Annotated in this window: 27 protein-coding genes and 2 tRNA genes; 16 read left to right on the top strand and 13 right to left on the bottom strand. The window is 67.3% G+C overall.

Going from position 1 to position 23,802, the window contains the following annotated elements; genetic code table 11:
* Positions 1-76: 76 nt before the first annotated feature.
* A complete protein-coding gene (gene dps, locus ACWIEX_RS10275) occupies positions 77-616 on the bottom strand; it encodes a DNA starvation/stationary phase protection protein Dps (protein WP_454032943.1) in 540 nt (179 codons plus the stop codon).
* A 194-nt stretch (positions 617-810) separates the two neighbouring features.
* Here dps and ACWIEX_RS10270 point away from each other — a divergent pair, with 194 nt between their 5' ends.
* Together ACWIEX_RS10270 and ACWIEX_RS10265 are read left to right on the top strand one after the other, a co-directional pair.
* Positions 811-1,296 carry a pyridoxamine 5'-phosphate oxidase family protein gene (locus tag ACWIEX_RS10270; RefSeq protein ID WP_454032942.1) on the top strand — a complete coding sequence of 162 codons (486 nt, stop codon included), beginning with the start codon at positions 811-813 and terminating at the stop codon, positions 1,294-1,296.
* Between the two features lie 25 nt (positions 1,297-1,321).
* Entirely contained in the window at positions 1,322-1,552 is a 231-nt protein-coding gene (locus ACWIEX_RS10265) for a hypothetical protein (RefSeq protein WP_454032941.1), read from the top strand.
* A gap of 37 nt (positions 1,553-1,589) precedes the next feature.
* On the opposite strand, the gene ACWIEX_RS25285 is transcribed toward ACWIEX_RS10265, so the two are convergent.
* The 4 genes from ACWIEX_RS25285 to ACWIEX_RS10245 form a co-directional block, all read right to left on the bottom strand.
* Positions 1,590-2,147, bottom strand: coding sequence for a PopZ family protein (locus ACWIEX_RS25285; RefSeq protein WP_061967934.1), 558 nt, complete (start codon positions 2,145-2,147; stop codon positions 1,590-1,592).
* Positions 2,148-2,343: 196 nt separating this feature from the next.
* Positions 2,344-3,759, bottom strand: a complete 1,416-nt coding sequence (locus ACWIEX_RS10255; protein ID WP_454032940.1) for a TolC family outer membrane protein — start codon at positions 3,757-3,759, stop codon at positions 2,344-2,346.
* Positions 3,760-3,918: 159 nt separating this feature from the next.
* The gene (locus ACWIEX_RS10250; RefSeq protein WP_454032939.1) at positions 3,919-4,560 is read right to left on the bottom strand and encodes a protein-L-isoaspartate O-methyltransferase family protein; all 642 of its coding nucleotides are present in this window, start codon (positions 4,558-4,560) and stop codon (positions 3,919-3,921) included.
* Positions 4,561-4,753: 193 nt separating this feature from the next.
* Positions 4,754-4,828, bottom strand: a tRNA-Asn gene (locus tag ACWIEX_RS10245).
* A 169-nt stretch (positions 4,829-4,997) separates the two neighbouring features.
* On the opposite strand from ACWIEX_RS10245, the gene ACWIEX_RS10240 reads away from it, so the two are divergent.
* Positions 4,998-5,071, top strand: a tRNA-Cys gene (locus ACWIEX_RS10240).
* Between the two features lie 96 nt (positions 5,072-5,167).
* On the opposite strand, the gene ACWIEX_RS10235 is transcribed toward ACWIEX_RS10240, so the two are convergent.
* On the bottom strand, positions 5,168-5,311 hold the full coding sequence (locus ACWIEX_RS10235) for a hypothetical protein (protein ID WP_454032938.1): 144 nt from the start codon (positions 5,309-5,311) through the stop codon (positions 5,168-5,170).
* An 80-nt stretch (positions 5,312-5,391) separates the two neighbouring features.
* A complete protein-coding gene (locus tag ACWIEX_RS10230; protein WP_454032937.1) occupies positions 5,392-5,688 on the bottom strand; it encodes a hypothetical protein in 297 nt (98 codons plus the stop codon).
* A 367-nt stretch (positions 5,689-6,055) separates the two neighbouring features.
* On the opposite strand from ACWIEX_RS10230, the gene ACWIEX_RS10225 reads away from it, so the two are divergent.
* Entirely contained in the window at positions 6,056-7,513 is a 1,458-nt protein-coding gene (locus ACWIEX_RS10225; RefSeq protein WP_454032936.1) for a cryptochrome/photolyase family protein, read from the top strand.
* 8 nt (positions 7,514-7,521) lie between these two features.
* Here the strand turns inward: ACWIEX_RS10225 and ACWIEX_RS10220 are convergent, their stop codons facing one another.
* Positions 7,522-8,304 carry an SDR family NAD(P)-dependent oxidoreductase gene (locus tag ACWIEX_RS10220; protein WP_454032935.1) on the bottom strand — a complete coding sequence of 261 codons (783 nt, stop codon included), beginning with the start codon at positions 8,302-8,304 and terminating at the stop codon, positions 7,522-7,524.
* A 167-nt stretch (positions 8,305-8,471) separates the two neighbouring features.
* Here ACWIEX_RS10220 and ACWIEX_RS10215 point away from each other — a divergent pair, with 167 nt between their 5' ends.
* Genes ACWIEX_RS10215 through ACWIEX_RS10195 form a run of 5 tightly spaced genes read left to right on the top strand, consistent with a single transcriptional unit; the run spans position 8,472 to position 11,541 of the window.
* The gene (locus tag ACWIEX_RS10215; protein WP_454032934.1) at positions 8,472-9,188 is read left to right on the top strand and encodes an alanyl-tRNA editing protein; all 717 of its coding nucleotides are present in this window, start codon (positions 8,472-8,474) and stop codon (positions 9,186-9,188) included.
* Between the two features lie 32 nt (positions 9,189-9,220).
* Entirely contained in the window at positions 9,221-10,078 is an 858-nt protein-coding gene (gene sseA / locus ACWIEX_RS10210) for a 3-mercaptopyruvate sulfurtransferase (protein WP_454032933.1), read from the top strand.
* 13 nt (positions 10,079-10,091) lie between these two features.
* Positions 10,092-10,613 (top strand): cupin domain-containing protein, encoded by a 522-nt coding sequence (locus tag ACWIEX_RS10205; protein WP_454032932.1) that lies wholly within the window; start codon positions 10,092-10,094, stop codon positions 10,611-10,613.
* 41 nt (positions 10,614-10,654) lie between these two features.
* Positions 10,655-11,107 carry a hypothetical protein gene (locus ACWIEX_RS10200; protein ID WP_454032931.1) on the top strand — a complete coding sequence of 151 codons (453 nt, stop codon included), beginning with the start codon at positions 10,655-10,657 and terminating at the stop codon, positions 11,105-11,107.
* Positions 11,104-11,541, top strand: coding sequence for a GNAT family N-acetyltransferase (locus tag ACWIEX_RS10195; protein ID WP_454032930.1), 438 nt, complete (start codon positions 11,104-11,106; stop codon positions 11,539-11,541). The genes ACWIEX_RS10200 and ACWIEX_RS10195 overlap by 4 nt, the downstream gene beginning before the upstream one ends.
* A 13-nt stretch (positions 11,542-11,554) precedes the next feature.
* Here ACWIEX_RS10195 and tsaA read toward each other — a convergent pair whose 3' ends face one another.
* Positions 11,555-12,046 (bottom strand): tRNA (N6-threonylcarbamoyladenosine(37)-N6)-methyltransferase TrmO, encoded by a 492-nt coding sequence (gene tsaA / locus ACWIEX_RS10190; protein ID WP_454032929.1) that lies wholly within the window; start codon positions 12,044-12,046, stop codon positions 11,555-11,557.
* Positions 12,047-12,051: 5 nt separating this feature from the next.
* Positions 12,052-12,258, bottom strand: a complete 207-nt coding sequence (locus ACWIEX_RS10185; protein ID WP_454032928.1) for a TOBE domain-containing protein — start codon at positions 12,256-12,258, stop codon at positions 12,052-12,054.
* 117 nt (positions 12,259-12,375) lie between these two features.
* Between ACWIEX_RS10185 and modA the strand changes: the two genes are divergently transcribed.
* The 7 genes from modA (at position 12,376) to ACWIEX_RS10150 (ending at position 20,462) form a co-directional block, all read left to right on the top strand.
* Positions 12,376-13,179, top strand: coding sequence for a molybdate ABC transporter substrate-binding protein (modA, locus tag ACWIEX_RS10180; protein WP_454032927.1), 804 nt, complete (start codon positions 12,376-12,378; stop codon positions 13,177-13,179).
* Positions 13,179-13,880 carry a molybdate ABC transporter permease subunit gene (gene modB / locus ACWIEX_RS10175; RefSeq protein WP_454033491.1) on the top strand — a complete coding sequence of 234 codons (702 nt, stop codon included), beginning with the start codon at positions 13,179-13,181 and terminating at the stop codon, positions 13,878-13,880. Before modA ends, modB begins: the two co-directional genes overlap by 1 nt.
* Complete coding sequence (gene modC, locus ACWIEX_RS10170) at positions 13,877-14,971, top strand: molybdenum ABC transporter ATP-binding protein (RefSeq protein WP_454032926.1); 1,095 nt, start codon at positions 13,877-13,879, stop codon at positions 14,969-14,971. The genes modB and modC overlap by 4 nt, the downstream gene beginning before the upstream one ends.
* Positions 14,972-15,073: 102 nt before the next feature.
* Positions 15,074-17,578: a heavy metal translocating P-type ATPase gene (locus ACWIEX_RS10165; RefSeq protein WP_454032925.1), complete on the top strand. Its 2,505-nt coding sequence runs from the start codon at positions 15,074-15,076 to the stop codon at positions 17,576-17,578.
* A gap of 1 nt (position 17,579) precedes the next feature.
* Positions 17,580-17,990: a Cu(I)-responsive transcriptional regulator gene (gene cueR / locus ACWIEX_RS10160; RefSeq protein ID WP_454032924.1), complete on the top strand. Its 411-nt coding sequence runs from the start codon at positions 17,580-17,582 to the stop codon at positions 17,988-17,990.
* A 166-nt stretch (positions 17,991-18,156) separates the two neighbouring features.
* Positions 18,157-19,575 (top strand): M20 family metallopeptidase, encoded by a 1,419-nt coding sequence (locus ACWIEX_RS10155; protein WP_454032923.1) that lies wholly within the window; start codon positions 18,157-18,159, stop codon positions 19,573-19,575.
* 329 nt (positions 19,576-19,904) lie between these two features.
* On the top strand, positions 19,905-20,462 hold the full coding sequence (locus ACWIEX_RS10150) for a MarR family winged helix-turn-helix transcriptional regulator (RefSeq protein ID WP_454032922.1): 558 nt from the start codon (positions 19,905-19,907) through the stop codon (positions 20,460-20,462).
* Here the strand turns inward: ACWIEX_RS10150 and ACWIEX_RS10145 are convergent.
* The 3 genes from ACWIEX_RS10145 to ACWIEX_RS10135 are packed head-to-tail and all read right to left on the bottom strand — an operon-like array spanning position 20,419 to position 23,767.
* Complete coding sequence (locus ACWIEX_RS10145; RefSeq protein ID WP_454032921.1) at positions 20,419-21,129, bottom strand: ABC transporter ATP-binding protein; 711 nt, start codon at positions 21,127-21,129, stop codon at positions 20,419-20,421. The genes ACWIEX_RS10150 and ACWIEX_RS10145 overlap by 44 nt on opposite strands.
* Positions 21,129-21,902 (bottom strand): ABC transporter ATP-binding protein, encoded by a 774-nt coding sequence (locus tag ACWIEX_RS10140; RefSeq protein WP_454032920.1) that lies wholly within the window; start codon positions 21,900-21,902, stop codon positions 21,129-21,131. The genes ACWIEX_RS10145 and ACWIEX_RS10140 overlap by 1 nt, the downstream gene beginning before the upstream one ends.
* A complete protein-coding gene (locus ACWIEX_RS10135) occupies positions 21,899-23,767 on the bottom strand; it encodes an ABC transporter permease (protein WP_454032919.1) in 1,869 nt (622 codons plus the stop codon). The genes ACWIEX_RS10140 and ACWIEX_RS10135 overlap by 4 nt, the downstream gene beginning before the upstream one ends.
* Between the last annotated feature and the right edge of the window lie 35 nt (positions 23,768-23,802).

The following is a 23,802-nucleotide window of genomic DNA, read 5'->3' as shown; positions in this document are numbered from 1 at the left end:
ACCCAGTCGTGGGTTCCGGGTTCGCGCCTGCGGCGCGCCCCGGAATGACAAAGGGATAGCGCCCCAAAACAGCCGTTCAGGCGAGGTTCGACTGCAGGAACCAGAGCGACTTGTCGAGCATGCGGGAATAGTCGGTCAGGATGTCTGCGGTATCGGCATCTCCCGCCTCGTCGCAGGCGTCGATCGCTTCGCGGACCTTTTTGGCCGTATCGGCATAGCGCTCGATCAGTGCGGCGAGATGATCCTGCACCGGGACGATGTCCGTCGGATAGGGCTTGAGCGAGGTCGACTGGGCCGTGGTCTGCGTCGTGCCGAAAGCGATGCCGCCAAGCTGGGCGATGCGCTCGGCGACCGTGTCGACATGGGTGTCGAGTTCGGCGCGGAATCCGTCGAGCATCAGGTGGATGCCGATGAAGCCCGGGCCCTTCAGGTTCCAGTGCGCCTGCTTCGTCAGCAGCGAGAGGTCGATGCCGTCCGCAAGGCGCTCGTTGAGCAGGCCGATGACCTTCGTCTTGGTGTTCGATGCCAGGTCGATCCGGCTGGATTTGACCACTTTCGCCGTGGTCGAGCTTTTCGGGGCGCTGCGGGGCGCGGTCTTGGCTGCAGTCTTGGCCATGGCAAAACCTCGGATCGGGAAAGGATTGTGGGAACGACATCGCTGCCGGGGCCGGGCGACCCCGACACACCCTTCCTGATACGCGCGAGCCGCCGCGGGGTTCCGGCCGGGCTGCATTCTCCTGTGACGGAACCAGCCGCGCCGCGCCCCGTTGGACCAAGCAGCAGCCAACGACAACCAACAGGGAGAGCGACATGCCTCACCACAGCGACCAGACACGGGTCTGGGACCTGATCGATTCGATCAAGTTCGCGATGCTCGTGACCCATGACGGCCAGGGCGATGAATTGCGCGCCCGGCCGATGCATGCCCATGGCGAACGCGAGGACGACGCGATCTATTTCCTGACCGATCGCCGCCACCACAAGGACGACGAAATCCAGGTCAACGACAATGTCTGCGTCGCCTTCGCCGACACCGATGGCCAGCGCTATCTCTCGGTGACGGGAACCGCCACCGTCGTTGACGACCGCCAGCGCGTGCATGACCTCTGGGATGCGAGCAACCGGGCGTTCTGGGACGACGAGAACGATCCGAACATCCGCGTGCTGCGCGTCCGGCCGAGCATGGCGGAATTCTGGGACAGCCCCGGCAAGATCGTCACCAGCGTCAAGATGGCGGCGGCGGCCCTGACGGGCGCCAAGCCTGATCTCGGCGAAAACCGCAAGGTTCCCCTCTGATCCCCGTAACGACGAGCAGGATGCGATGATGAAACTCTTGGTCCATGCCCTCGGGGCCTGGTTTGCCGTCGAAGCGGCCTCCGGCCGCTACCCCCGCCCGGTCGCCGTCGGCCTGACCATGCTGGTCTCCCGGCTGGGCGCGCCGGCGACAGCCTTCGCCATGCTCGGCTACGGATTGCTGCGGCTGCAGGAGGCTGGCGCTTTCGAGCGCGGGCGGCCACGGCCCCGGCGCCGCCGGGCCCGCAATACGGGTTGAAGCGGCTTCGACGCCGCCTCGACGCTAGGCGACCGGCTTAACTTCGGCCGCCGCGCGCGACGCGCTCGATCTCGGCGCGGACCAGTCGCTCGACCATGGTCGGCAGGTTGTCGTCGAGCCAGGTCTTCAGCATCGGCTTCAGCATGTCCTTGACCAGATCCTCCAACGTCCGCGCATTGTTGCTGAGCACGGTGTTGGCGAGCTGGCCGAAGGCATTGGTCACGACGAAGCTGGCCTGATCCGACAGCAGGCTCGCCATGTCGGGGACTGGCGTGGAAGCGGGCTCTGGCCGTGCTTCGGGCTGAACTAGAGCCGGCTGCGGCTCGATGGCAGGGGCCGGCGGTTCCGGAGGCAGGGCCGCGGCGGGCTCCTCCTCGATGAAGGCGATATCGGCATCGTCGGGGAGTGCGGCCGGCGCGGGCTCCGGCGCTGCGACCAGGGCAGCCTCGGCTCCGAGATCGAGAACATCGTCGTCGATCGCCGCAACCGGCTCGGGCTCCGGCGCCACGTCTACCTGCGGCGCTGCAGCCTCATCGGCCGGCTTCGCCTCATCGTCCGAAATGATCCGGCGGATGGAGGCGAGGATTTCCTCCATCGACGGTTCGCTGGGCTTGGCTTGCGCGCTCATGAGTCTAACCGTTGGACACCGGGCGCGCCGACAGAATCAACGCTGCTCCACGAGCGCAGTATTCCACGGCGCTGCTGTCAGACAAGGCGCCCACCGGCTCCCCCACAGGAGAAATCCGCCCTGTTGCCCGAATACGCCGTGGTGTGAGGCTGCCGGCCCGGGCTCAGCGGCCGTCGGGCGTCTGCGTGCCCCAGAGCTTGCCCTGGACCTGCTCGTAATGCTGGCGGGCGTCGTAGACCTCGGCCTTGAGCTTGAGGGACTGGGCGGAGAGCTTGCCGACGGCGGAGAGCACCGCATAGGACGCCACGACGCGGTCGCGCTGCGCGACGACGAGGCTCGAACGCGCGCTCACCAGCTCCTGCTGGGCGTTGAGGACGTCGAGCGTGGTGCGCTGCCCGACCTTGGCCTCCTCGCGGACACCGGACAAGGCGGTGGAAGCCGCCTCGACCTGCGCCTGGGCGGCGACGATCTGGGCCTTGGCGGCTTCATGCCCGCCCCAGGCGGAGACGACGGCGGCGCGCACGGTGTCGCGCTGGGTATCGACCTCGATCCGGCGCTGGCCTGCCGTTTCCTTGGCCTGGCGCGTCCGGGCGTAGACTTGGCCGCCCTCGTAGATCGGGATCGTCAGCGTGCCGACGATGCTGGCCGAGAAGCGGTTGTCGCCGGAGAACTGGGTGTCATAACGCTGCTGGACCACGCCGCGCACGCCGACCACCGGATAGAGATCCGCCTCGGTGACCTTGACCTGGAGCTCTGCGGCATCGACGCCGTGAAGCGAGGCGATGATGGCCGGATGGTTCGACAGGGCCTGATTCAGCGCAGCCGGCAAGGATTTCGGCAAGAGCCTTTCGACCGGGCGCCCCGGGGCGAGCGAGCGCGGCTCGGTGCCGACATTCTGCCGAAAGCGGGCGACCGAGGTCTTCAGGTTCGATTCGGCGAGAATCGCTTGGGACCGCGCCGAGGACAGGCGGGCTTCCGCCTGCGCCACGTCGGTGCGCGTCACTTCGCCGACCTGAAAGCGGTCACGCGTCTGGCGCAGCTGCTCTTCGAGAACCTCGACGTTGTTGCGGTTGAGATTGAGGATCGCCGTGTCGCGCAGCACGTTCATATAGGACGTCGCCGCATCGAGCAGCACGTTCTGCTCGGTGTTGCGCAGCGTGGCGCGTGCGCCGAGAACCTGCGATTCGGACTGGCCGACGGCGCTGCGGGTCCTGCCGGAATCGAAGATGTTCTGGTCGATCTGCAAGCCGGCGCCGCGCGGCCCGAGGCGGGATACGTTGTTGGTATGGACCGGCGAGGTGCTGGCGAAGGCCGGAATCCCCGATTCCGTGATGCTGGCACCGATATCGGCCGAGGCCGTGATTCGCGGGCGATAGCCCGCCTTCGCCTGCGGCACGTTCTCGTCGGTTGCGCGGACCGAGGCGCGCTGCGCATTGAGCGTGGGATTGGCGGAATAGGCCCGCGCGAGCGCGGCTTCCATCGTCTGAGCCGAAACCGGCCCCGCCCAGCCGCCCGCCAACGCCAGGGCGAAGACGGCGGAGAGCCCGAACCGGGAAGTCTTTTCGTCGCTTTTATACACTTGGACGCCTCACGTGCGCACTGAAAGTCGCGCCCAGGCATCGCCCCAGCCTCGGCAGAGTTGCAATTTATAACCGCTCCGGCGCCTCCCGCCAACGGATTGGGCGGCTCCGGAATGGTTTCGTCTGTGCAGTGCCGCAAAAATGCGACACCAATCGCCTCAGAAAACGAAGGCCGCCGGACGACGGAACTCCGACAGGACCGGCGCCGCCGCGTCGAAAACCGGCCGGCCGGAGACGATGTCGCTGGACTTCAGATAGAGCACGACCCGCGCGGCGCGGCCCAGGCCCTCGACCACGATGAGCCGGCCTTCCGGCCGCAGCAGCGGGAAAAGCGCTTCGGGCACGATTTCGCAGGCGCCGCTGACGAGAATCGCGTCGAAGCTGGCATCGCCCGGCTGGGTGGCTGTGACCGTCACGCCGGCGGAGCCCGCGCGAACAAGCGCCGCTTCCGCCAGGGCGCGCGCCGGCGCGTCAGGCTCCCAGAGCGTAGCCCTGGCACCCATATGCGCCATCAATGCCGCCCCGTAGCCGGAGCCGCCGGCGTATTCGAGAACATCCTCGTCCGGCTGCGGATCGAGCAGCTGGATCATCCGCACGGCGACCATCGGGGTCATCAGCGCCCGGCCGGTGCCTGGCAGCGGAATCGCCTGATCGAGATAGGCGAGATGGGCGAGATTCTCGGGAGCGAACGCTTCGCGCGGCACCGAATCCGCCGCCGCCAGCGCGGCCCGGTCGGTGATGTCATAGGTACGCAGCTGGCAATCGACCATATTGCGGCGCAGCGAGGTAAAATCGTCCATGCCCGAATTCTCCGTCCACGACGCCGGTGCTGCAAGGGGCGACCGCTGTTGTGAAGCCGCATCGAACCGGTGCAGCGATCGCGCCGTTCTTCGGCAGCTTTCTGTTCGAGGCTCGCGCAAAAGGCAAGCGTCGGCTGGCCGCAGGCTGCTTGTGCCGCTCCGTGAGGACGAACCATCGATGTCAGGAGGAGGCTGGCTCCCGGAGCAGGATTCGAACCTGCGACCAATCGATTAACAGTCGATTGCTCTACCGCTGAGCTATCCGGGAACAACGTGGCGGCGTCTTAGCCGCGTGATCCGGATAGCGCAACCCCCTTGCGAGCCGACCCGACAGATTTGTCGCCGCTGCTGTGGAAGTTGCGATGCCGGGTTGCGGCGGCGCACGGCTTGTGGTTAGTGCGCTCTCGCTGAAGCGGCCGTGGCCGTTTTGGCCGGAAGGCCTCGTGGCGGAGTGGTTACGCAGAGGACTGCAAATCCTTGCACCCCGGTTCGATTCCGGGCGAGGCCTCCAAAGATCCCAAGCGCTGATATGATCGCGCTCTTCTCCTTTTGATCACTACTGCGGCCGTAGCCTGATCGACAGGATCGGTGGCACCCGCTCCCTTTTTCAGCGCATCGAGGAGCGCGACTGAAACAAGGCCGGTGCGACCCGCTCCGGAAATGTCAGCGACGACACGGCGACGATCACTGTCAAGCCGATGACGGCCAGCCAGAGCCAAAAATCCAAAGGCGGTTTTTTCGGATCCTTCATCTAAAGGGGGACGCCCGAGCGGGCTTCGGGTTCCCGATCCCAAGCCGCGAAGGTCGCCGTCGCGGCTCCTGGGAAGCGCGTCAGTCCTTTCGGGCGGCATCGGCCGATGAAGCGGCTTTCTGCGGACCCTCGCCCCGCTTTGGCCCCGAGCCATGCTTGATCGCCAGCGTGAGAATCGTCCGGCCGATCGCCTCCGGCAGGTCGGCGTCCAGCATCACGCGCAGGCGACCGGCCCCTGCCTCGGCAGCCGAGACTTCGAATGCCGCCGGCTTGTGCCGCGGCGGCGTCCGCGGGCGGCGCGCGCTGAACAGGGTGTCCAGCCTCCGGCCGATTTCTCCGAGCTCGAGATCGAGACCGGCTTCCTCCAATGCATCCATCGTCTCAACAGCCGTCCATCCGGAGCCATCGTTCAGGCTGTGATTCGCCTTAAGAACTTCATTTACAAATCGTTAAAATTTGAGTTAGTGGCAGCCGCCCGATTTGGGGCGGAGTAGCGTCATGTTCGAAGCCATTCTGATAGCGGTCCTCATGGCCGGAACTGCAGGCGTGTCCTGGCTGGTCGCCGATGTCCTGCATCTGCCGCTGGAAATCTGAGCGACGATAACAGATTCGGCAGGAGCGGGCCGGTTTTCGAAGCCCCGCGAGCCAGCGCTTCCAAAAAACCTTTCCTCTTGTCCGGTCCCGTTCCGCTTCGGCCGCGTTGATCGGGGATTGCGGCCTCGCGTGGCCGTGCCGGGATGAGGAATGATGACTGGACGCACCCTTCACTGGTTCCGCAACGATCTGAGGCTGGCGGACAATCCGGCGCTCGCAGCCGCATCCGAGGCCGGGCCGACCTTATGCCTCTACATCCTCGATACAGGTAGCGATCGCCGACCGTTGGGAGGCGCCGCGCGCTGGTGGCTGTCGCGCTCGCTCGATGCGCTTGGCGAAGCGCTCGCACGGAAGCGTGGGCGGCTCGCGCTGATGAAAGGCGATCCAGCCGAATTGCTGCCGCGGGTTGTGGCAGAGGCAGGGATCAACCGGGTCACCTGGAACCGCCGCTACGAGGCGAAGGAGATCGCGCTCGACAGCCGGCTCAAGGAGGCGTTGTCCGGAAACGGCATCGATGTCGGCAGTTTCAACAGCCATCTGCTCAACGAGCCCTGGCAGGTGACCGCCACCACCGGGCAGCCGATGAAGGTGTTCACGCCTTACTGGCGCGCCGCCCGTCAGAAGGGCGAGCCGGCTGCTCCGATCCCGGCTCCGGCACGAATCCCTGCATTCCCCCTGCCCGATTCGGTCGAGGCGCTGACGGTCTCGCTTGATGATCTCGGGCTCGCACCGCGGAAGCCGGACTGGGCCGGCGGTCTGCGGGCTGCCTGGACACCGGGAGAATCGGGTGCCGCGGAGCGTCTCGACGATTTTCTCGGTAGCGGGCTTTCCGGCTATGCCGGGGACCGCGACCGGCCGGATCGGGCAGCGACGTCGCGGCTCTCGCCGCATCTGCATTTCGGCGAGATCGGCCCGCGGCAGGTCTGGCATGCTCTGCACCACGCCCGTGCCATCGGCGAAGCCGCAGGATCGGAGCAGGACGCCGAAAAATTCCTCTCGGAGATCGGCTGGCGGGAGTTCTCCCACCACCTGCTCTTCCACAACCCCGACCTCGCGCGCCGCAACTACGACTCGCGATTCGATGTCTTCCCCTGGCAGCCGGACGAGACGGCACTCCGCCGTTGGCAGCGCGGCCAGACCGGCATTCCGCTCGTCGATGCCGGCATGCGCGAGCTCTGGACGACCGGCTGGATGCATAACCGCGTGCGGATGGTGGTCGCGTCGTTCCTGATCAAGCATCTGCTGCAGGACTGGCGGGCCGGCGAAGCCTGGTTCTGGGACACGCTGGTCGATGCCGACGCCGCCAACAACGCTGCGAGCTGGCAATGGGTCGCAGGCTCCGGAGCAGATGCCTCGCCCTATTTTCGCATCTTCAACCCGGTGACGCAGGGCGAAACCCATGATCCCCAAGGCGCTTACGTTCGCCAATGGGTGCCGGAGCTGGCGGGGCTTTCCGATGGGGATATCCACCAGCCCTGGAAGGCATCGGAGAAGGCCCTGCGCGACGCGGGCGTCCGAATCGGCGAGACCTACCCGGCCCCGCTCGTCGATCTCGCTTTCGGACGCCAGCGCGCGCTCGACGCCTTCGCTACGATCCGCAGCGGCTGACGCCCGTTTCAGCCGTTCCGCTCGGCAAAGCGGCTCATCAGCGCGAAATAGACCGGATAGGGTAAAAGGCGCGCGACCTTCAGGATCCAGGCGAGGCGACGCGGCACCGTGACCTCGAAGCCGCCGCGCTCGAAGCCATCGACGATTCGCCTCGCGCCATCCTCCACGGTCAGCAGGAACGGCATCGGGAAGCGGCGGCCCTCCGTCATCGGCGTCGCGATGAAGCCGGGATTGACCAGCTGCAGGCGGATGCCCGCCGCCTCGCAATCGAAGCGCATCGATTCGCAGAAATGGATCGCTCCCGCCTTCGCTGCGCCGTAGGCGGCTGCGCCCGGCAGGCCGCGATAGCCGACGAGCGAGGCGTTGACCGCGATCTGCCCCCCGCCCCGCGCGACCATGCGCGGCTGCACGGCAAAGAAGCTCTTGGCGACACCCAGCAGATTGACGCCGACCACCGCCTCGACGGTCTCGACATCGACCGTCCGCCCCAGTCCGGAGGCGATGCCGGCATTCAGGAAGGCCAGCACGATCGGCCCGTGGATGCTCTGGATCGCATCGGTGACGTCGCGCATGCCCTGCGCATCGGTCACGTCGCCGGCATGGGCGACGATGCGGCCCGGCAGGCTCTCGGCGCTGCGGGCGAGACGCTCAAGCATCTCCAGGCGCCGGGCGGTGACGGCAACCGTCCAGCCCCGCGCCGCCAGTTCGAGCGCGACCGCAGCGCCGATGCCGGAGCTGGCACCGGTGATCCAGGCGACGCCGTCCTGCGGCTTCATGCGGGGCAAGGCCATGGCGGCTCCGGGGTGGCGGGACAGTCATCTAGGCACGGAATCGTCTGGCCGGAAGCCATGCGTCCCAAATCATCCCCGCTATCCCGCCAACGAGGTGGCATGGCCGGCTCAATCGGTGCAGTCTGCGTCGCGAAGGCGCTCCGCGCCGCCAGTGAAATGACGAGATCATGCCGACCGAACTTCTCTTTCGACAGGATGCCTATCTCAAGGAAACGCCCGCGACGGTCGAAGCCGTGAACGAGCGCGGCGGCATCATCCTCGACCGCACGAATTTCTACGCGACCGGCGGCGGCCAACCGGGCGATGCCGGCCATCTGCGCCGCGCCGACGGCAGCGAGATCGCGATCGCCACCACGATCTACGATCCCGAGGACAAGAGCCGGGTCATCCATGTTCCCGCCGAAGGCCAGGCCCTGCCCGCGCCCGGCGAGGCGGTGACGACCGTGCTCGACTGGGAGCGCCGCTTCAAGCGGATGCGCATCCACACTGCGCTGCATCTGCTCAGCGTCGTGCTGGCCTTCCCGGTCACCGGCGGCTCGATCGGCGACGGTGACGGGCGGCTCGATTTCGACATCCCGGAAGGCGGGCTCGACAAGGCGGAGATCGGCGAGAAGCTCAACGCGCTGGTCGCCCGCAATGCCGACGTCACCGAGCGCTGGATCACCGATGCGGAGCTCGACGCCAATCCCGGCCTGGTCAAGACGATGTCGGTGAAGCCGCCCCGCGGCTCCGGTCGCGTCCGGCTCGTCGCGATCGGCGATATCGACCTGCAGCCCTGCGGCGGCACCCATGTCCGTAACACCGCCGAGATCGGCGCGGTCGTGGTCACCGATATCGAGAAGAAGGGCAAGCAGAACCGGCGCGTCCGGATCGCGCTGGCCTGAGATCACCGAGTTTATGTCCAGAGGATACGCCTATGGCCCGTGAAGACGTCTTCGTTTCGACCGAGTGGCTGGCCGAGCGCCTGAATGCGCCGGATATCGTCGTGGTCGATGCCTCCTGGTACCTGCCGGCGCAGAAGCGCGACGGCGCGGCCGAATATGCCGCGCGCCGCATTCCGGGCGCGGTCCATTTCGATATCGACAAGATCAAGGATACGCGCTCGTCCCTGCCTCATATGCTGCCATCGGCCCCCGAATTCGCGGCGGCGGTCGGCGCGCTCGGCATCGGCGACGGCATGCGCATCGTCGTCTATGACGGGCTCGGCTTCTTCGCGGCGCCGCGCGTGCGCTGGACCTTCAAGGTGTTCGGCGCGCGCGATGTCGTCATTCTCGATGGCGGTTTCCCGAAATGGCTCGCCGAAGGGCGCCCCGTCGAGGACGACAGCCCGAAGGCGCGAAAGCCGCGCAGCTTCACCGCAAGGCTCGACAATGGCGCCGTGGCCAACGCGGACGATGTGGCACGCGCCACCGCCTCGCAGGCGATCCAGGTTGTCGATGCCCGTGCCGCCGACCGTTTCCGTGGCGAAGCGCCGGAGCCGCGGCCGGGCCTGGCCTCCGGCCATATCCCCGGCTCGCTCAACCTGCCGTCGTCGCAGCTCACCAGCGATGGCCGGCTGAAGTCCCCGGAAGAGATCGCCGCGCTGTTCAAGGATGCCGGGGTCGATCTCGACAAACCCTCGATCATGACCTGCGGTTCGGGCGTCTCGGCCGTGATCCTGTCGACGGCGCTCGAGACCGTCGGCAAGCCGGCCAAGGCGATCTATGATGGTTCATGGTCCGAATGGGGCATGGGCGAGCGGCCTGTCGCGACCGGACCGGCGAAGCAGGCTTGAGCGGGAGGCATCGATGAGCCACGACCACGACCATTCGCACGACCATCCGCACGATCACAGCCATGACGGCGAGCCGCGCTGGAAGCATGATGGCGTGCGCGTCATTTCCGGCGACAAGCTCGACCCCAACACGGCGCAGACACCCGGCATGTTCCGGCAGGCGGCGATCAACCATGCCCGCGTCGGCGCCCAGAAGATCTGGGCCGGCACGGTCGCGATCGAGCCCAACGCCAAGACCGGCGTGCATCATCACGGCGATCTCGAAAGCGTGATCTATGTCGTGAGCGGCAAGGCGCGGATGCGCTGGGGCGAGCGATTGGAATTCGTCGCCGAGGCCGGGCCGGGCGATTTCATCTATGTGCCGCCCTTCGTGCCGCACCAGGAGATCAACGCCGATCCCGACAATCCGCTGCAATGCGTATTGGTGCGCTCGGATAACGAGGCGATCGTCGTCAACATCACCGATGTCGACCCGGTCGAGAAGCCGGAAGAAGTCTACTGGGTCGATCCGATCCACAAGCACCCGCACGGGTGAGCGGACCGCAGCAGGCTCGCTGAAACAACACGCGGCCAGCCATGTATCAGCCGCGCACCCCGGGCTATCGCAAGAGCGACGCGCAGATGCGCTGGGCCCTGCCCGACCGTGTCTTCTTCGCCTGCGGCGCCTGCCATATCCTCGCTTACGCATTCCTCACGAGATGGGGGGAGCGTGGTATGCGGGCGCTCTGGATCAAGCCGGCGGCCGGCCATACCGGCAACCACATCTTCGTCGACGGCGGCGGCTGGGCCTTCGACTATCACGGATATGCGGAGAAGGATCGCTTCCTCGCTCACACCTGGCGCGGTGCCCGCAGGCGCTGGCCGGGCTGGGAGGCCGCCCTCATCGAACTCCCGGCCGATATCCTCGTCTCGGAGGTAAAATCGCGCGGCTATGACGGTCTCTGGCTGCGTGAGCCCGGCCAGTTCCTGCACGACGCCATGCCGCGAGCCGAGGCCTATCTCAGCCGGTTTCCGGCCCCTCCGCCATGACCGTCGAACTGCGCGAGATCACCGCGGCGACGGTCCGCACCATCTGCGGACTCGAGGTCGCGGAGGAGCAGAGCGACTACGTCGCGCCGGTCGCGATCTCGATCGCGCAGGCGCATTTCGAGCCGCGCGCAACCTTTCGGGCGATTTATGCCGGGGACGAGCCCGTCGGCTTCATGCTCTGGCGCAATGACGATAAGCCGGGCACAGCCTATCTCTGGCGCTTCATGATCGATCGGCGGCATCAGGGAAAAGGCTATGGCCGCGACGCTCTGGAGCAGGTCTTCGCAATGCTGAAAGCGCAAGGCGTCACCACGCTCAGCGCCAGCGTCGTCCGTGGCGAGCACAGTCCGCTGGCCTTCTACCTGTCGATCGGCTTCGTCGAGGCGAATGAAGTCACGAGCAGCGGCGAATGGCTGATCCTGAAAAGCCTTTAGGCGAGCCGGCCGCCTAGCCCGTCTCGAAATCGCCGGGCTGCGGCGGGGCGATCGGCGTGAACAGCGTGCGGTCCGGCTTGATGTCGAGCAGCGGCGTCTCGTCGAGGCAGTCGAGCCCGCGCACCAGCAAAACCCGCCCCTCCCGCGCGACCAGCGTCGCGATCGAGGTGCCGATCGGGTTCGGCCTGACGGGCGTGCGCAAGGCGAAGGTGCCATGGGTCTCGCCGTTATTGGCCGGGCTCTGGCGGACGAGATCGCGGCGCGACCGGTGCAGCCAGTAAAGCACCTCCAATCGCTCGAAGCGCTCGATCCCCTCAAGCGCCTCGTCCCAGGGCGGGAAGAGTTCGATACGGCAGATCGGCCCATCCGCCCTGCCCTGACGCGGGCAGACAAGCCGCGAGGTCCAGGGCGTGCGGATGGTGCCGATGAAGACGAGGCCGGCATCGGTCGCCTGCGGCGGCGCGACGGCGACCTCCTTCTCGCGGATCTCGTTCTCGCGGACCATTGTCGTCAGTCGATGGCGATCATCACGTCGGAGGCCTTGACCACGGCATAGGCCTCCTTGCCGACGGCGAGGCCGAGATCGTCCACCGCCGCATTGGTGATCGAGGAGGTCACGATCGCGCCGCCGATATCGATGCGGACATGGGCCGTCGTTGCGCCCTTGGTGATCTCGACGATCCTGCCCTTGAGCTGGTTGCGCGCGCTGATCTTCATGGCTCGTCCTCTCCTTGCGACAACACGGCTGTCGCCGCGCCTTGACTTGGGTTCGGGGGCGCGGCAACCATCGTTATACCCGACGATATACAACGCGAAATTCGAGCGAGGAACAGCATGTTGAAACGCCGCACCCTGCTGGGCATGGGCCTGGCCCTTGCCGTGAGTTTCGCGCCTGCCTTCAATGCCGCGCAGGCGCAGACGAAGGACCTCGTCATCTTCGCCGCCGCCAGCATGAAGAACGCGCTCGACGAGGCCGCCGCCAACTGGGTCAAGGAGAGCGGCAAGCCCGCGCCCAAGATCTCCTACGCCGCCAGCAACACGCTGGCGAAGCAGCTTGAGAACGGCGCCCCGGCCGATCTCTTCGTCTCGGCCGATCTCGACTGGATGGACTATGCGGCGGGCAAGAACCTGATCAAGCCGGATACCCGCGTCAGCCTGCTTTCTAACCGGATCGTGCTGGTCGCCGGCAAGGATTCGACCGCCAGGCTCGATCTCAAGCCCGGCGCCGATGTCGCCGGCGCGGTTGGCGCCGGCCGCCTCGCCATGGGCAATGTCGATTCCGTCCCGGCCGGCAAATACGGCAAGGCGGCGCTGGAGAAGCTCGGCGCCTGGGACAAGGTGAAAGACAAGATCGCGCAGGCCGACAATGTCCGCGCCGCGCTGCTGCTGGTCTCGCGCGGCGAGGCCCCACTCGGCATCGTCTACGCGACCGACGCCGCCGCCGATCCGCAGGTCAAGGTGGTCGCGACCTTCCCCGAGGATTCGCACCCGCCGATCGTCTATCCCGTTGCTGTCACCAAGGATTCGGCCAATCCCGATGCGCAGGCCTTCCTGACCTATCTGCGCAGCCCCGCCGCCCGGCCCGTCTTCGAGAAGCAGGGCTTCACGGTTCTGAACAAGGCCGCCAGCTCTTCGTGATCGACTGGCTATCACTATCGCCTGAAGAATGGACGGCGGTGAGGCTCAGCCTCATCGTCGCGACGACAGCCATGCTCGCGAGCCTTCCACTGGGGCTCGCGGTTGGCTTGCTGCTGGCGCGCGGGCGCTTCTGGGGCAAGTCGCTGCTCGACGCGGTCGTCCATATGCCGCTGATCCTGCCGCCTGTGGTGACGGGCTATCTGCTGCTCGTCGGCTTCGGCCGGCGCGGGCCGATCGGGGAATTCCTCTATGACTGGTTCGGGATCGTGCTCTCGTTCCGCTGGACCGGCGCGGCGCTGGCCTGTGCCGTGATGGGCTTCCCGCTGATGGTCCGTGCCATCCGCCTCTCGATCGAGGCGGTCGACCGCAAGCTCGAATCCGCCGCCGGCACGCTGGGGGCGAGCCCGATCTGGGTCTTCCTCACCGTCACGCTGCCACTCTGCCTGCCCGGCATCATCGCCGGCATGATCCTGTGCTTCGCCAAGGCGATGGGCGAATTCGGCGCGACGATCACCTTCGTTTCCAATATCCCCGGCGAGACGCAGACCCTCCCCTCCGCGATCTACACTTTCACGCAGGTGCCCGGCGGCGATGCCGGGGCGATGCGCCTGACGCTGATCTCGATCGTGATCTCGGTTGCGGCGCTCCTCCTGTCCGAGCTGATGGCCCGCATCGTCGGCCGGCGGATCGCTGTCGAATGAATCCGGTTCTCGACATCGCCGTCCGCCACAGGCTCGGCGACTTCACGCTCGATTCCGCCTTCACCTCGGATGGACGCCTGACCGCCCTGTTCGGCAGCTCGGGCTCGGGCAAGACCTCGCTGGTCAATGTGATCGGCGGTTTGATCCGCCCCGATTCCGGCCATGTCCGCGTCGATGGCGAAACGCTGGTCGATACCGGGCGCGGCATCTTCCTGCCGAAGCACCGTCGGCGCATCGGCTATGTCTTCCAGGAGGCACGGCTCTTTCCGCATCTCACCGTGCGGCAGAACCTGCTCTTCGGACATTGGTTCGTGCCGCGTGCGCAGCGCAAGCCGGCCGAGCTCGACAAGGTGCTGGACCTGCTTGGCATCGGCCATCTGCTGCACCGGAGACCGGGCGGCCTTTCCGGCGGCGAGAAGCAGCGCGTCGCCATCGGCCGCGCCCTGCTGGCCCAGCCGCGCCTGCTGCTGATGGACGAGCCATTGGCAGCGCTCGACGACGCCCGCAAGGCCGAGATCCTGCCGCATATCGAGCGCCTGCGCGACGAGGCCGGCATTCCCATCGTCTATGTCTCGCATGCGCTGGCCGAGGTCGCGCGCCTCGCCACAACCGTCGCCATGGTCGAGAACGGGCGCGTTGCGGCGTGCGGCCCAACGGCCGACATCCTGTCCCGCCCCGATCTGGCCGCACGGCCGGGCGCACCGGAAGCGAGCACGTTGCTATCCGCCGAGGTCATCGGCTTCGAGGAGGCTTTCGGACTGGCCCGGCTGACGACGCCGGCCGGTCCCTTGACGATCGCTCGTGGCGCATTGCGGCAGGGCCAGCGCATCAAGATCCGCATCCTCGCCAGCGACGTCATGCTCAGCCTCGGTCAGCCGGCCGAGATCAGCGCGCTCAACGTGCTGCCGGGGACCATCGCTGAGATCGGCGAGCGCAGCGGCGCCGGCGGCAGCACCGTGCATCTGCTCGTCGCCTGCGGCGAGGCGAAGCTGGCCGCGCGCCTGACGGCGAAATCCGTCGCCCTGCTCGGCTTGGCGCCCGGAAAGCCGGTCCATGCGGTGATCAAGAGCGTCTCGGTCGAGATGCCCTGAGCCGGGCGCTGCACAACCTTCCCAAAAAGTCATGGATTGAACCTTGACCTTCCCATGATGGGAAGCCCTATATCGCCTGTCATCACCATGAAGGAGACGGCGATGACGGTCATCGACAGAAGCAGGAACGATCTCGAAACCCTCGATCTGGGCGTCGAAGGGATGACCTGCGCTAGCTGCGTCGGGCGCGTCGAGCGTGCCATCGCGGCGGTTCCGGGCGTCGATGCGGTTGCGGTCAATCTCTCGACCGAACGGGCGCGGATCACTTTTGCCAAGGGCGGCACCGACCTCAGGCAGATCGAGGCGGCCGTCCGACAGACCGGCTATACGCCGGTCGAGAACACGATCGAGTTGTCGGTTTCGGGCATGACCTGCGCCTCCTGCGTCGGCCATGTCGAGAAGGCCCTGCGCGCCGTGCCGGGCGTGGTCGAGGCCACCGTGAACCTCGCGACCGAGCGTGCCAGCGTGAAGGCGCTCGCCGGCAGCGACATCATCCCTGCCCTGGTGAAGGCCGTGGCCGGCGCCGGCTACGAGGCGAGCCCGGTCGCCGCGGCCGATGGCGATGCCACGGCACGCCAGCAGGCCGCCAAGGACGAGGAACAGGGCAAGCTGCTGCGCTCGGTCTTGCTTGCCGGCCTCCTGACCCTGCCGCTGCTCGTCATAGAGATGGGTAGCCACATGGTCCCCGCCTTGCATCACTGGCTCGCCGGCACCTTCGGCGAATGGAATGTGCGCGTCTTCTCCTTCGCGCTGGCGACCATCGTCCAGTTCGGGCCGGGCCTCGTCTTCCTGCGCAAGGGTTTCCCGGCGCTGCTGCGAGCCGCGCCCGACATGAACTCGCTGGTCATGCTCGGCACCGGCGCGGCCTATCTCTATTCGAGCGTCGCGACCTTCCTGCCTGACCTGATGCCGGCGGGTACCGAGGGCACCTATTTCGAATCCGGCGCGGTGATCGTGACGCTGATCCTGCTCGGGCGCTGGTTCGAAACCCGCGCCAAGGGCCGGACCGGCGCCGCCATCCGCAGCCTGATCGCGCTCCAGCCCAAGACTGCCCGCGTGCTGCGCGACGGCACTGAGAGCGACGTTGCGGTCGACAGCGTCCGCCCCGGCGACATCGTCATCCTCAGGCCGGGCGAGCGCGTCCCGGTCGATGGCGAGGTCTCCGACGGCAGCTCCTTCGTCGATGAATCGATGATCACCGGCGAGCCCGCACCTGTGCGCAAGGAAGCCGGCAGCACCGTCACCGGCGGCACCGTCAACGGTTCGGGCGCGCTGCGCTTCACCGCCCAGAAGGTCGGCGCCGACACGCTACTCGCCCAGATCGTGCGGACCGTACAGGCCGCGCAGGGCGCCAAGCTGCCGATCCAGGCGCTGGTCGACCGCGTCACGCTCTGGTTCGTCCCGGTCGTGATCGTACTTGCTCTGCTGACCTTCGCCGTCTGGCTGGCCTTCGGCCCGAGCCCGGCCCTGTCGCATGCGCTGGTCAACGCGGTCGCGCTGCTGATCATCGCCTGCCCCTGCGCTATGGGCCTCGCGACCCCGACCTCGATCATGGTCGGCACCGGCCGCGGCGCCGAGCTCGGCATCCTGTTCCGGCAGGGCGACGCCTTGCAGGCCCTGAAGGACGTCCAGATCGTCGCGCTCGACAAGACGGGCACGCTGACCAAGGGCAAGCCCGAGCTCACCGATATCGAGCCGGCCGCCGGCTTTGCGGCCGACGACGTTCTGCGTCTCGTCGGCTCGGCCGAGAATCGCTCCGAGCATCCGCTAGCGCTGGCGCTGGTTGCAGCCGCCAAGGCTCGTAATCTCGCCCTCACCGAGCCGGCCGATTTCACCAGCGATCCCGGCCGCGGCGTCACTGCGACGGTCGAGGGCCGGAAGGTCGCGATCGGCGGCCACCGGCTGATGGATGACGCTGGCCTCGACCTCGCGCCCTTCGCCGCCCGCGCCAAGGCGCTGGCCGAAGCCGGCAAGACCCCGCTCTATGCCGCGATCGACGGCCGGATCGCCGCTGTCATCGCGGTTGCCGACGCGGTGAAGGAGACCACGCCCGCCGCCATCGCCGCCCTGCACAAGCTCGGCCTCAAGGTCGCGATGGTGACCGGCGACGACCGGCGCACGGCGGAAGCGGTCGCGCGCGGCCTCGGCATCGACGAGGTCTGGGCCGAAGTGCTGCCGACCGACAAGGCCGAGGTGGTGAAGCGCCTGCAGAGCCGCGGCGCCAAGGTCGCCTTCGTCGGCGACGGCATCAACGATGCGCCCGCGCTGGCTCAGGCCGATGTCGGCATCGCCATCGGCACCGGCACCGATATCGCGATCGAAAGCGCCGATGTCGTGCTGATGTCCGGCGACGTGATGGGCGTGCCCCGAGCGATCGCGCTGTCGCAGGCGGTGATTTCCAATATCCGCCAGAATCTCGCCTGGGCCTTCGGCTACAATGCCCTGCTGATCCCGGTCGCGGCGGGCGTGCTCTATCCGGCCTTCGGCATCCTGCTCTCGCCGGTCTTCGCCGGGCTCGCCATGGCGCTGTCGAGCGTCAGCGTGGTCAGCAATGCGCTGCGGCTGAAGCGTTTTCAGGTGCCGGCTTCGCACGGACAGGAGGTCTGAGATGAATATCGGCGAAGCCGCAACCCGCTCCGGCGTCAGCGCCAAGATGATCCGCTATTACGAGAGCATCGGGCTGATCACCGCGCCGGCCCGCACGGCTGCGCAATACCGGGTCTATGCCGCCGACGACGTGCATACGCTGCGCTTCGTGCGCCGCTCGCGCGATCTCGGCTTCTCGCTGGAGGAAACGCGGGAGCTGCTGGCGCTCTGGCGCGACAAGAGCCGGGCCAGCGCCGATGTGAAGAACCTCGCCATGGCGCATGTGCGCGAGCTCGAGGAAAAGGCTTCTGAACTCAAGGCGATGGCCGACACGCTGCGGCATCTGGCGACGCATTGCCATGGCGACCACCGGCCGGATTGCCCGATCCTGGCCGACTTCGCAGCTACCACGCCGACGCAAGGCAAAGCCTGAGACGCTGCTCCGCCATGCGCTGAATGTCTGGACGGGGCGGTGCGAGATTGCTCATATGCGCCTGCCCACCAGAGGCGGGTCCGGCCCGGCCGCATCGGCCCCGTCGGGGAATCCGCCTCTCAACAAAAGACGGGGAACGCCCGCGCGGTCCCCAGGCGGAACGACAATGGACAATCGAAACGATCTCTGGCGGCATGTCGATGCGAACAAGGAGCGGCTGATCGCGCTCTCCGACCGGGTCTGGGGCATGCCGGAGGTGTGCTACACCGAGAAGCGCTCGGTCGCCGAGCATATCGCCGAACTGAAGCACCAGGGCTTCAAGATCACCGAGAACGTCGCGGATATCCCGACTGCGGTGATCGGCGAGGCCGGCGAAGGCGGCCCGGTCATCGCCTTCCTTGGCGAATACGACGCCCTGCCCGGCCTGTCGCAGGAAGCCGGCGCCTCCGAGCACAAGGAAATCGAGGCCAACGGCCACGGCCATGGCTGCGGCCATAACCTGCTCGGCTCCGCCGCCATGCTCGCCGCTGTCGCGATGAAGGACTGGCTGGCCGAGAACAAGATCCCCGGCCGCGTGCGCTATTACGGCTGCCCGGCCGAGGAAGGCGGCGCCGCCAAGGCCTTCATGGTCCGCGCCGGCGCCTTCGACGACGCCGATGTCGCGATCTCGTGGCACCCGTCGAGTTTCTGGGAGGTCGCTCCGGCCCTCGCCCTGGCCAATACCCGCGCCGACTTCGTCTTCACCGGCCGCGCCTCTCATGCCGCCGCCGCGCCGCATCTCGGCCGCTCGGCACTCGATGCCGTCGAATTGATGAATGTCGGCGTCAACTACATGCGCGAACACATGCCGTCCGATGCGCGCGTGCATTACGCGCTGCTCGATACCGGTGGCATCGCGCCGAACGTCGTCCAGGCTCATGCGCGCGTGCGCTACTCGATCCGCGCTCGTGACCTGCGCGGCATGCTGGAGCTCGTCCAGCGCGTGAAGAAGATCGCTGAAGGCGCTGCATTGATGACGGAAACCAAGATGGAGATGCGCATCGTCAGCGCCGTTTCGGATCTCGTCGCCAATACGCCGCTCGAAGAGGCCATGCACAAGGTGATGGGCGAGCTCGGCGCGCCGCATTTCGACGAGACCGACAAGGCCTATGCCGAGCAGATCCGCGGCACGCTCTCGCCGCAGGAGATCGCCTCGATCTGGCGCACCATCGGCATGCCGGATACAGGCGCGCCGCTCGCCGACTTCCTCGTGCCGCGCGACGCCAAGCGCAACCCGGCGATCGGCTCGACCGATATCGGCGACGTGAGCTGGGCGGTGCCGACCGTGCAGGCCCATGCGCCGACCGTCGCGATGGGCACGCCGTTCCACACCTGGCAGGTGGTGGCGCAGGGCAAGTCCCCCGCCGCGCACAAGGCGATGGTCCATGTCGCCAAGGCGATGGCCGCGACCGGCGCCGCCGTGCTGAGTGATCCGGCCCTGATGGCCGCCGCCAAGGCCGACCACAAGGCGCGCCTCGGCAAGGAAGGCTACACCTCGCCGCTGCCGCCCGAAGTGAAGCCGCCGCTGACGATGTCGCTGGGCTGATCCTCGGTAGAGCCTCACCGTCATTCCGGGGCGGCCCGTAGGGCCGAGCCCGGAATCCATGAACACGGCGCTTGTCGTCATGGTCGGGCTTGTCCCGACCATCCACGTCTTCCTTCATCGAGGACGGTGTTCAAGACATGGATGCTCGCCACAAGGGCGAGCATGACGGCGGCTTGAATAATGTCGTGTTCATGGGTTCCGGGCTCATCGCTGCGCGATGCCCCGGAATGACGGCGTGTTGTTCTCGCCTTGCTGATTGAACGAACACATATGATCCGGGAGAATGCGCCTCTGCCATCAGCCGGCAGAATCGCCAGCCCGGAGCCAGCATGGATCGCGCAGAGGAATCGGAAGACGGGCTCGGCCGGCATCACCGCATGGCCAGCGGCCAGGCCGATTCCGCAATGCCTGAGCCGGTCGATCTCGCCGGTTATGTGCTGGACGAGCAGTTCGGCTTCCTGCTGCGGCAGATGCAGCAGCGCTATGTCGCGATGTTCCTGGAGATGATGGGCGCGGACGGGCCGACGCCGCCGCAATTCGCGGTCCTCTGCCGGCTCGCCGTCGACGGACGGATTTCCCAGAACCAGCTCGGCCGCATGACGGCGATGGACCCAGCCACGATCCGGGGCGTGGTGACGCGGCTCGCCGAGCGCGGGCTGGTCGAGCGTCTGCATGATCCCGACGACAAGCGCCGCGTGCTGGTGCAGCTCGGCCAGCGCGGCCGCGAACTGCTGCCGGAGTATGTGGTCCGCGCCAAGGCGATCACCATCGCGGCGCTGGACCCGATGGCGGAGCGCGAGGTCGAACCGCTGCTCGACGTGATGCGGCGGCTGCTGGCCGGCTTCAGACCGCCAGATACTGGCTCCGTGCCGCCTCGTCGGCCTTGAGCGCCGCCATCGTGTCGTCGAAGCGGATCAGTCCCTTCTCGATGATCACGGCGCGATCGGCGATGCTGCCGGCGAAATGCAGGTTCTGCTCGGAGAGCAGCACGGACAGCCCCTCGCCTTTCAGCACGCGGATCGTCTCCGCCATTGCCTCGACGATCACCGGCGCCAACCCTTCCGAAGGCTCGTCGAGCAGCAGCAGGCGCGGATTGCCCATCAGGGTGCGGGCGATGGTCAACATCTGCTGCTCGCCGCCGGACATGGCGCTGCCAGGCCGGTCGCGCATGCGGCCGAGATTGGGGAAGAGATCGAACAGCCGCTCCGGCGTCCAGTGCGGCGCATTCGTCCGCGCCGGCTGGCGGCCGACTTCGAGGTTGTCCATCACGGTCAATTCGGAGAAGACACGCCGGTCCTCCGGGACATAGCCGATGCCGAGTCGGGCGATCTGGAAAGGCTCGCGGCCGGCGATCTCCTTGCCCTCGAAGCGGATGGAGCCCTGCGGCTCAGGCACCAGCCCCATCACCGTCTTCATCGTCGTCGATTTGCCGGCGCCGTTGCGGCCCATCAGCGCGACGACCTCGCCATGTCCGACCGAGAAGCCGACGCCATGCAGGATCTTGGCGCGGCCATACCAGGCTTCGACGCCCGACAATTCAAGGAGTGCCGTCATCAATGCCCTCCCGAGGTCGCGCCGGAGCCGAGATAAACCGCGCGCACCTGCGGGTCGTTGCGCACCTCGGCGCTGGTGCCAGATGCGATCAGCCGTCCACGGTCGAGCACCAGCACGCGGTCGGCATGGGCGAAGACTACGTCCATGTCGTGCTCGGTGAACAGCACGGCAATGCCTCGCTCCCGCGCAATGCGAGCGGTCAGCGCCATCAGGGCGATGCGCTCCTGCGGCGCCATGCCGGCAGTGGGCTCGTCCATCAGCAGGAGCTTCGGCGCATTGGCGAGCGCGACCGCGAGCTCGACGCGCTTCAGGTCGCCATAGGCGAGCACCCCGCAGGCGCGATCGGCCTGCCCGGCCATGCCGACCTGATCGAGCAAGGCATCGGCTGCCTCGCGATGACGCCCGTCTGCGCGTCCGAACAGGCGCCAGCTCTCGCCTTCATGCGAGATCAGCGCCATCTGGACGTTCTCGCGCACGGTCATCGAGGCAAAGGTCGCGGTGATCTGGAAGGTGCGGCCGACGCCGAGCCGCCAGACCTTGCGCGGCTCCAGCCCGGTGATCGGCTTGCCCGCCAGCAGCACCTCGCCGCGATCGGGCTTGAGCTGGCCGTTCAGCATGTTGAAGCAGGTCGTCTTGCCGGCGCCGTTCGGACCGATCAGCGCGACCAGCCTGCCGGCCTCGACCGAGAAGGACACGCCGTCGACCGCCTTCACGCCGCCGAAGGACTTGGCGAGATCATGCGCTTCCAGCACGGCGGGCACCAGCGCGCTCATGCTGCGGCCGTCGCTTGTGCGGCGCTCTCGCGCCGGGCGCGCCAGAACAGCCAGGTGCCGACGAGGCCGCGCGGGAACAGCACGACCAGCAGCACGATCGAGAACCCGAGGCCGAAGCGCCAGTAGGTCGTCAGCTTCATCAATTGCTCGTTCAGCCCCATATAGGCGAAGGCGCCGATGACCGGCCCGGCGACCGTCTGCACGCCGCCGAGCAGCACCATCAGCAAAGCATCGACCGAGCGCGGGATCGCCATATAGGTCGGGAAGACCGAGCCCTTCGAGAAGGCGAAGAGCCCGCCAGCGATGCCGGCCGCGATCGCAGCGATGGTGAAGGCCGCCCATTGCAGGCGCCCGACATCGAGCCCGACGGCTTCAGCCCGCAAGGGGCTGTCGCGGCCGGCACGCAGGGCATAGCCGAACGGGGCAAAGATGATGATGCGCAGGGCCAGGATCACCAGCACGGCGATGGCGAGTGCGAGATAGTAGAACACCGTCTTGGGTGCCGCCCAGGCCGAGGGCCAGACGCCGAGGATGCCATTGTCGCCGCCGGTGAGGTCGACCCACTGGAAGGCCGTCGCCCAGGCGATCTGGGCGAAGGCCAGTGTCAGCATGGCGAGATAGACACCCGAGAGCCGCACGCAGAACCAGCCGAAGATCGCGCCCGCAATGCCGGCCATCAGCGGCGCCAGCATCAGCGCCTCCTCCATCGGGCTGCCCAGCCATTTCACCGCCAGCGCCGCGCCATAGGCGCCGAGCCCGAAATAGGCGGCGTGGCCGAAGGAGGTGATGCCGCCCGGGCCCATCAAGAGATGCAGCGAGGCGGCGAAGACTGCGAAGATCACGAGATCAGTCAGGGTCAGGACGACATGATCAGGTACGACGAGCGGCGCGAGGACCAGCAGGGCGAGCGCCACGGCGCCGAACAGCTTCGCCGCGCCATCGGCCGGGCTCAGCAGGAAGAGCTGGCCGGCATGGCCGCGCGGCTCGGCGCCGGCCTTGCCAAGCAAGCCATGCGGCCGGACGATCAGCACCGCCGCCATCACCAGGAAGACGAGAACCAGCGTGATCTTGGGCAGGACCAGAATGCCGAAGGCGTGGAGCACGCCGATCAGCACGGCGGCGAGATAGGCCCCCGTCACGCTGCCGAGCCCGCCGACCACGACGACCACGAAGGCCTCGGCGATCATCGACAGGTCCATGTGCAGATTGATCGCCTCGCGCGGGAGCAGGAGCGCGCCGCCGAGCCCCGCCAGCGCCGCACCGAAGGCGAAGACCGAGGTGAAAAGCAGGCGCTGGTTGACGCCGAGCGCGCTGACCATCTCACGGTCCTGCGTGGCGGCGCGGATCAATACGCCCCAGCGCGTGCGGTGGAACAAGAGCCAGATCAGGCCGAGCACGACCGGCCCGACCGCGATCAGGAAGAGCTCGTAGCTCGGGAAGCGGTTGTCGAAGAGGATGACGAAGCTGCGGAAGCCCGGCGCGCGCGGGCCGAGCTTGTCCTCCGGCCCCCAGGTCGCCAGCGCGATATCCTGCAGCATCAGCACGACGCCGAAGGTCGCGAGCAACTGGAACAGCTCCGGCGCCTGATAGATTCGCCGGAGGATCAGGACCTCGACGAGCACGCCGGTAAGGCCGGTCAGCAGCACGGCGAGGATGACGCCACCCCAGAAGCCGAGCGGATCGGCCGGGCCGAGCCAGCTCACCAGCGTGAAGGCCAGATAGCCGCCCAGCATGTAGAGCGAGCCATGGGCGAAGTTCACGATGCGCGTGACGCCGAAGATGATCGACAGCCCGCACGCCACCAGGAACAGCGACGACGCCGAGGCCAGGCCGTTCAGGGTCTGGGTGAGGACGAGATCAAGCATGTCGTCTCGGGCGTAACGCTACGGCCTTCAGGCCG

It is taken from the genome of Allobosea sp. NPDC055353 (assembly GCF_053644975.1).
The sequence above is the reverse complement of the archived record's forward strand: the minus strand, read 5'-3'. Positions and strand labels throughout refer to the sequence as shown.

Excerpts from the sequence above, each read along its gene's own strand:
- dps (WP_454032943.1), bottom strand. The coding sequence starts at position 616 with ATGGCCAAGACTGCAGCCAAGACCGCGCCCCGCAGCGCCCCGAAAAGC.
- ACWIEX_RS10270 (WP_454032942.1), top strand. The coding sequence starts at position 811 with ATGCCTCACCACAGCGACCAGACACGGGTCTGGGACCTGATCGATTCG.
- ACWIEX_RS10265 (WP_454032941.1), top strand. The coding sequence starts at position 1,322 with ATGATGAAACTCTTGGTCCATGCCCTCGGGGCCTGGTTTGCCGTCGAA.
- ACWIEX_RS25285 (WP_061967934.1), bottom strand. The coding sequence starts at position 2,147 with ATGGAGGAAATCCTCGCCTCCATCCGCCGGATCATTTCGGACGATGAG.
- ACWIEX_RS10250 (WP_454032939.1), bottom strand. The coding sequence starts at position 4,560 with ATGGACGATTTTACCTCGCTGCGCCGCAATATGGTCGATTGCCAGCTG.
- ACWIEX_RS10235 (WP_454032938.1), bottom strand. The coding sequence starts at position 5,311 with ATGAAGGATCCGAAAAAACCGCCTTTGGATTTTTGGCTCTGGCTGGCC.
- ACWIEX_RS10230 (WP_454032937.1), bottom strand. The coding sequence starts at position 5,688 with ATGGATGCATTGGAGGAAGCCGGTCTCGATCTCGAGCTCGGAGAAATC.
- ACWIEX_RS10225 (WP_454032936.1), top strand. The coding sequence starts at position 6,056 with ATGATGACTGGACGCACCCTTCACTGGTTCCGCAACGATCTGAGGCTG.
- ACWIEX_RS10220 (WP_454032935.1), bottom strand. The coding sequence starts at position 8,304 with ATGGCCTTGCCCCGCATGAAGCCGCAGGACGGCGTCGCCTGGATCACC.
- ACWIEX_RS10215 (WP_454032934.1), top strand. The coding sequence starts at position 8,472 with ATGCCGACCGAACTTCTCTTTCGACAGGATGCCTATCTCAAGGAAACG.
- sseA (WP_454032933.1), top strand. The coding sequence starts at position 9,221 with ATGGCCCGTGAAGACGTCTTCGTTTCGACCGAGTGGCTGGCCGAGCGC.
- ACWIEX_RS10205 (WP_454032932.1), top strand. The coding sequence starts at position 10,092 with ATGAGCCACGACCACGACCATTCGCACGACCATCCGCACGATCACAGC.
- ACWIEX_RS10200 (WP_454032931.1), top strand. The coding sequence starts at position 10,655 with ATGTATCAGCCGCGCACCCCGGGCTATCGCAAGAGCGACGCGCAGATG.
- ACWIEX_RS10195 (WP_454032930.1), top strand. The coding sequence starts at position 11,104 with ATGACCGTCGAACTGCGCGAGATCACCGCGGCGACGGTCCGCACCATC.
- tsaA (WP_454032929.1), bottom strand. The coding sequence starts at position 12,046 with ATGGTCCGCGAGAACGAGATCCGCGAGAAGGAGGTCGCCGTCGCGCCG.
- ACWIEX_RS10185 (WP_454032928.1), bottom strand. The coding sequence starts at position 12,258 with ATGAAGATCAGCGCGCGCAACCAGCTCAAGGGCAGGATCGTCGAGATC.
- modA (WP_454032927.1), top strand. The coding sequence starts at position 12,376 with ATGTTGAAACGCCGCACCCTGCTGGGCATGGGCCTGGCCCTTGCCGTG.
- modC (WP_454032926.1), top strand. The coding sequence starts at position 13,877 with ATGAATCCGGTTCTCGACATCGCCGTCCGCCACAGGCTCGGCGACTTC.
- ACWIEX_RS10165 (WP_454032925.1), top strand. The coding sequence starts at position 15,074 with ATGACGGTCATCGACAGAAGCAGGAACGATCTCGAAACCCTCGATCTG.
- cueR (WP_454032924.1), top strand. The coding sequence starts at position 17,580 with ATGAATATCGGCGAAGCCGCAACCCGCTCCGGCGTCAGCGCCAAGATG.
- ACWIEX_RS10155 (WP_454032923.1), top strand. The coding sequence starts at position 18,157 with ATGGACAATCGAAACGATCTCTGGCGGCATGTCGATGCGAACAAGGAG.
- ACWIEX_RS10150 (WP_454032922.1), top strand. The coding sequence starts at position 19,905 with ATGGATCGCGCAGAGGAATCGGAAGACGGGCTCGGCCGGCATCACCGC.
- ACWIEX_RS10145 (WP_454032921.1), bottom strand. The coding sequence starts at position 21,129 with ATGACGGCACTCCTTGAATTGTCGGGCGTCGAAGCCTGGTATGGCCGC.
- ACWIEX_RS10140 (WP_454032920.1), bottom strand. The coding sequence starts at position 21,902 with ATGAGCGCGCTGGTGCCCGCCGTGCTGGAAGCGCATGATCTCGCCAAG.
- ACWIEX_RS10135 (WP_454032919.1), bottom strand. The coding sequence starts at position 23,767 with ATGCTTGATCTCGTCCTCACCCAGACCCTGAACGGCCTGGCCTCGGCG.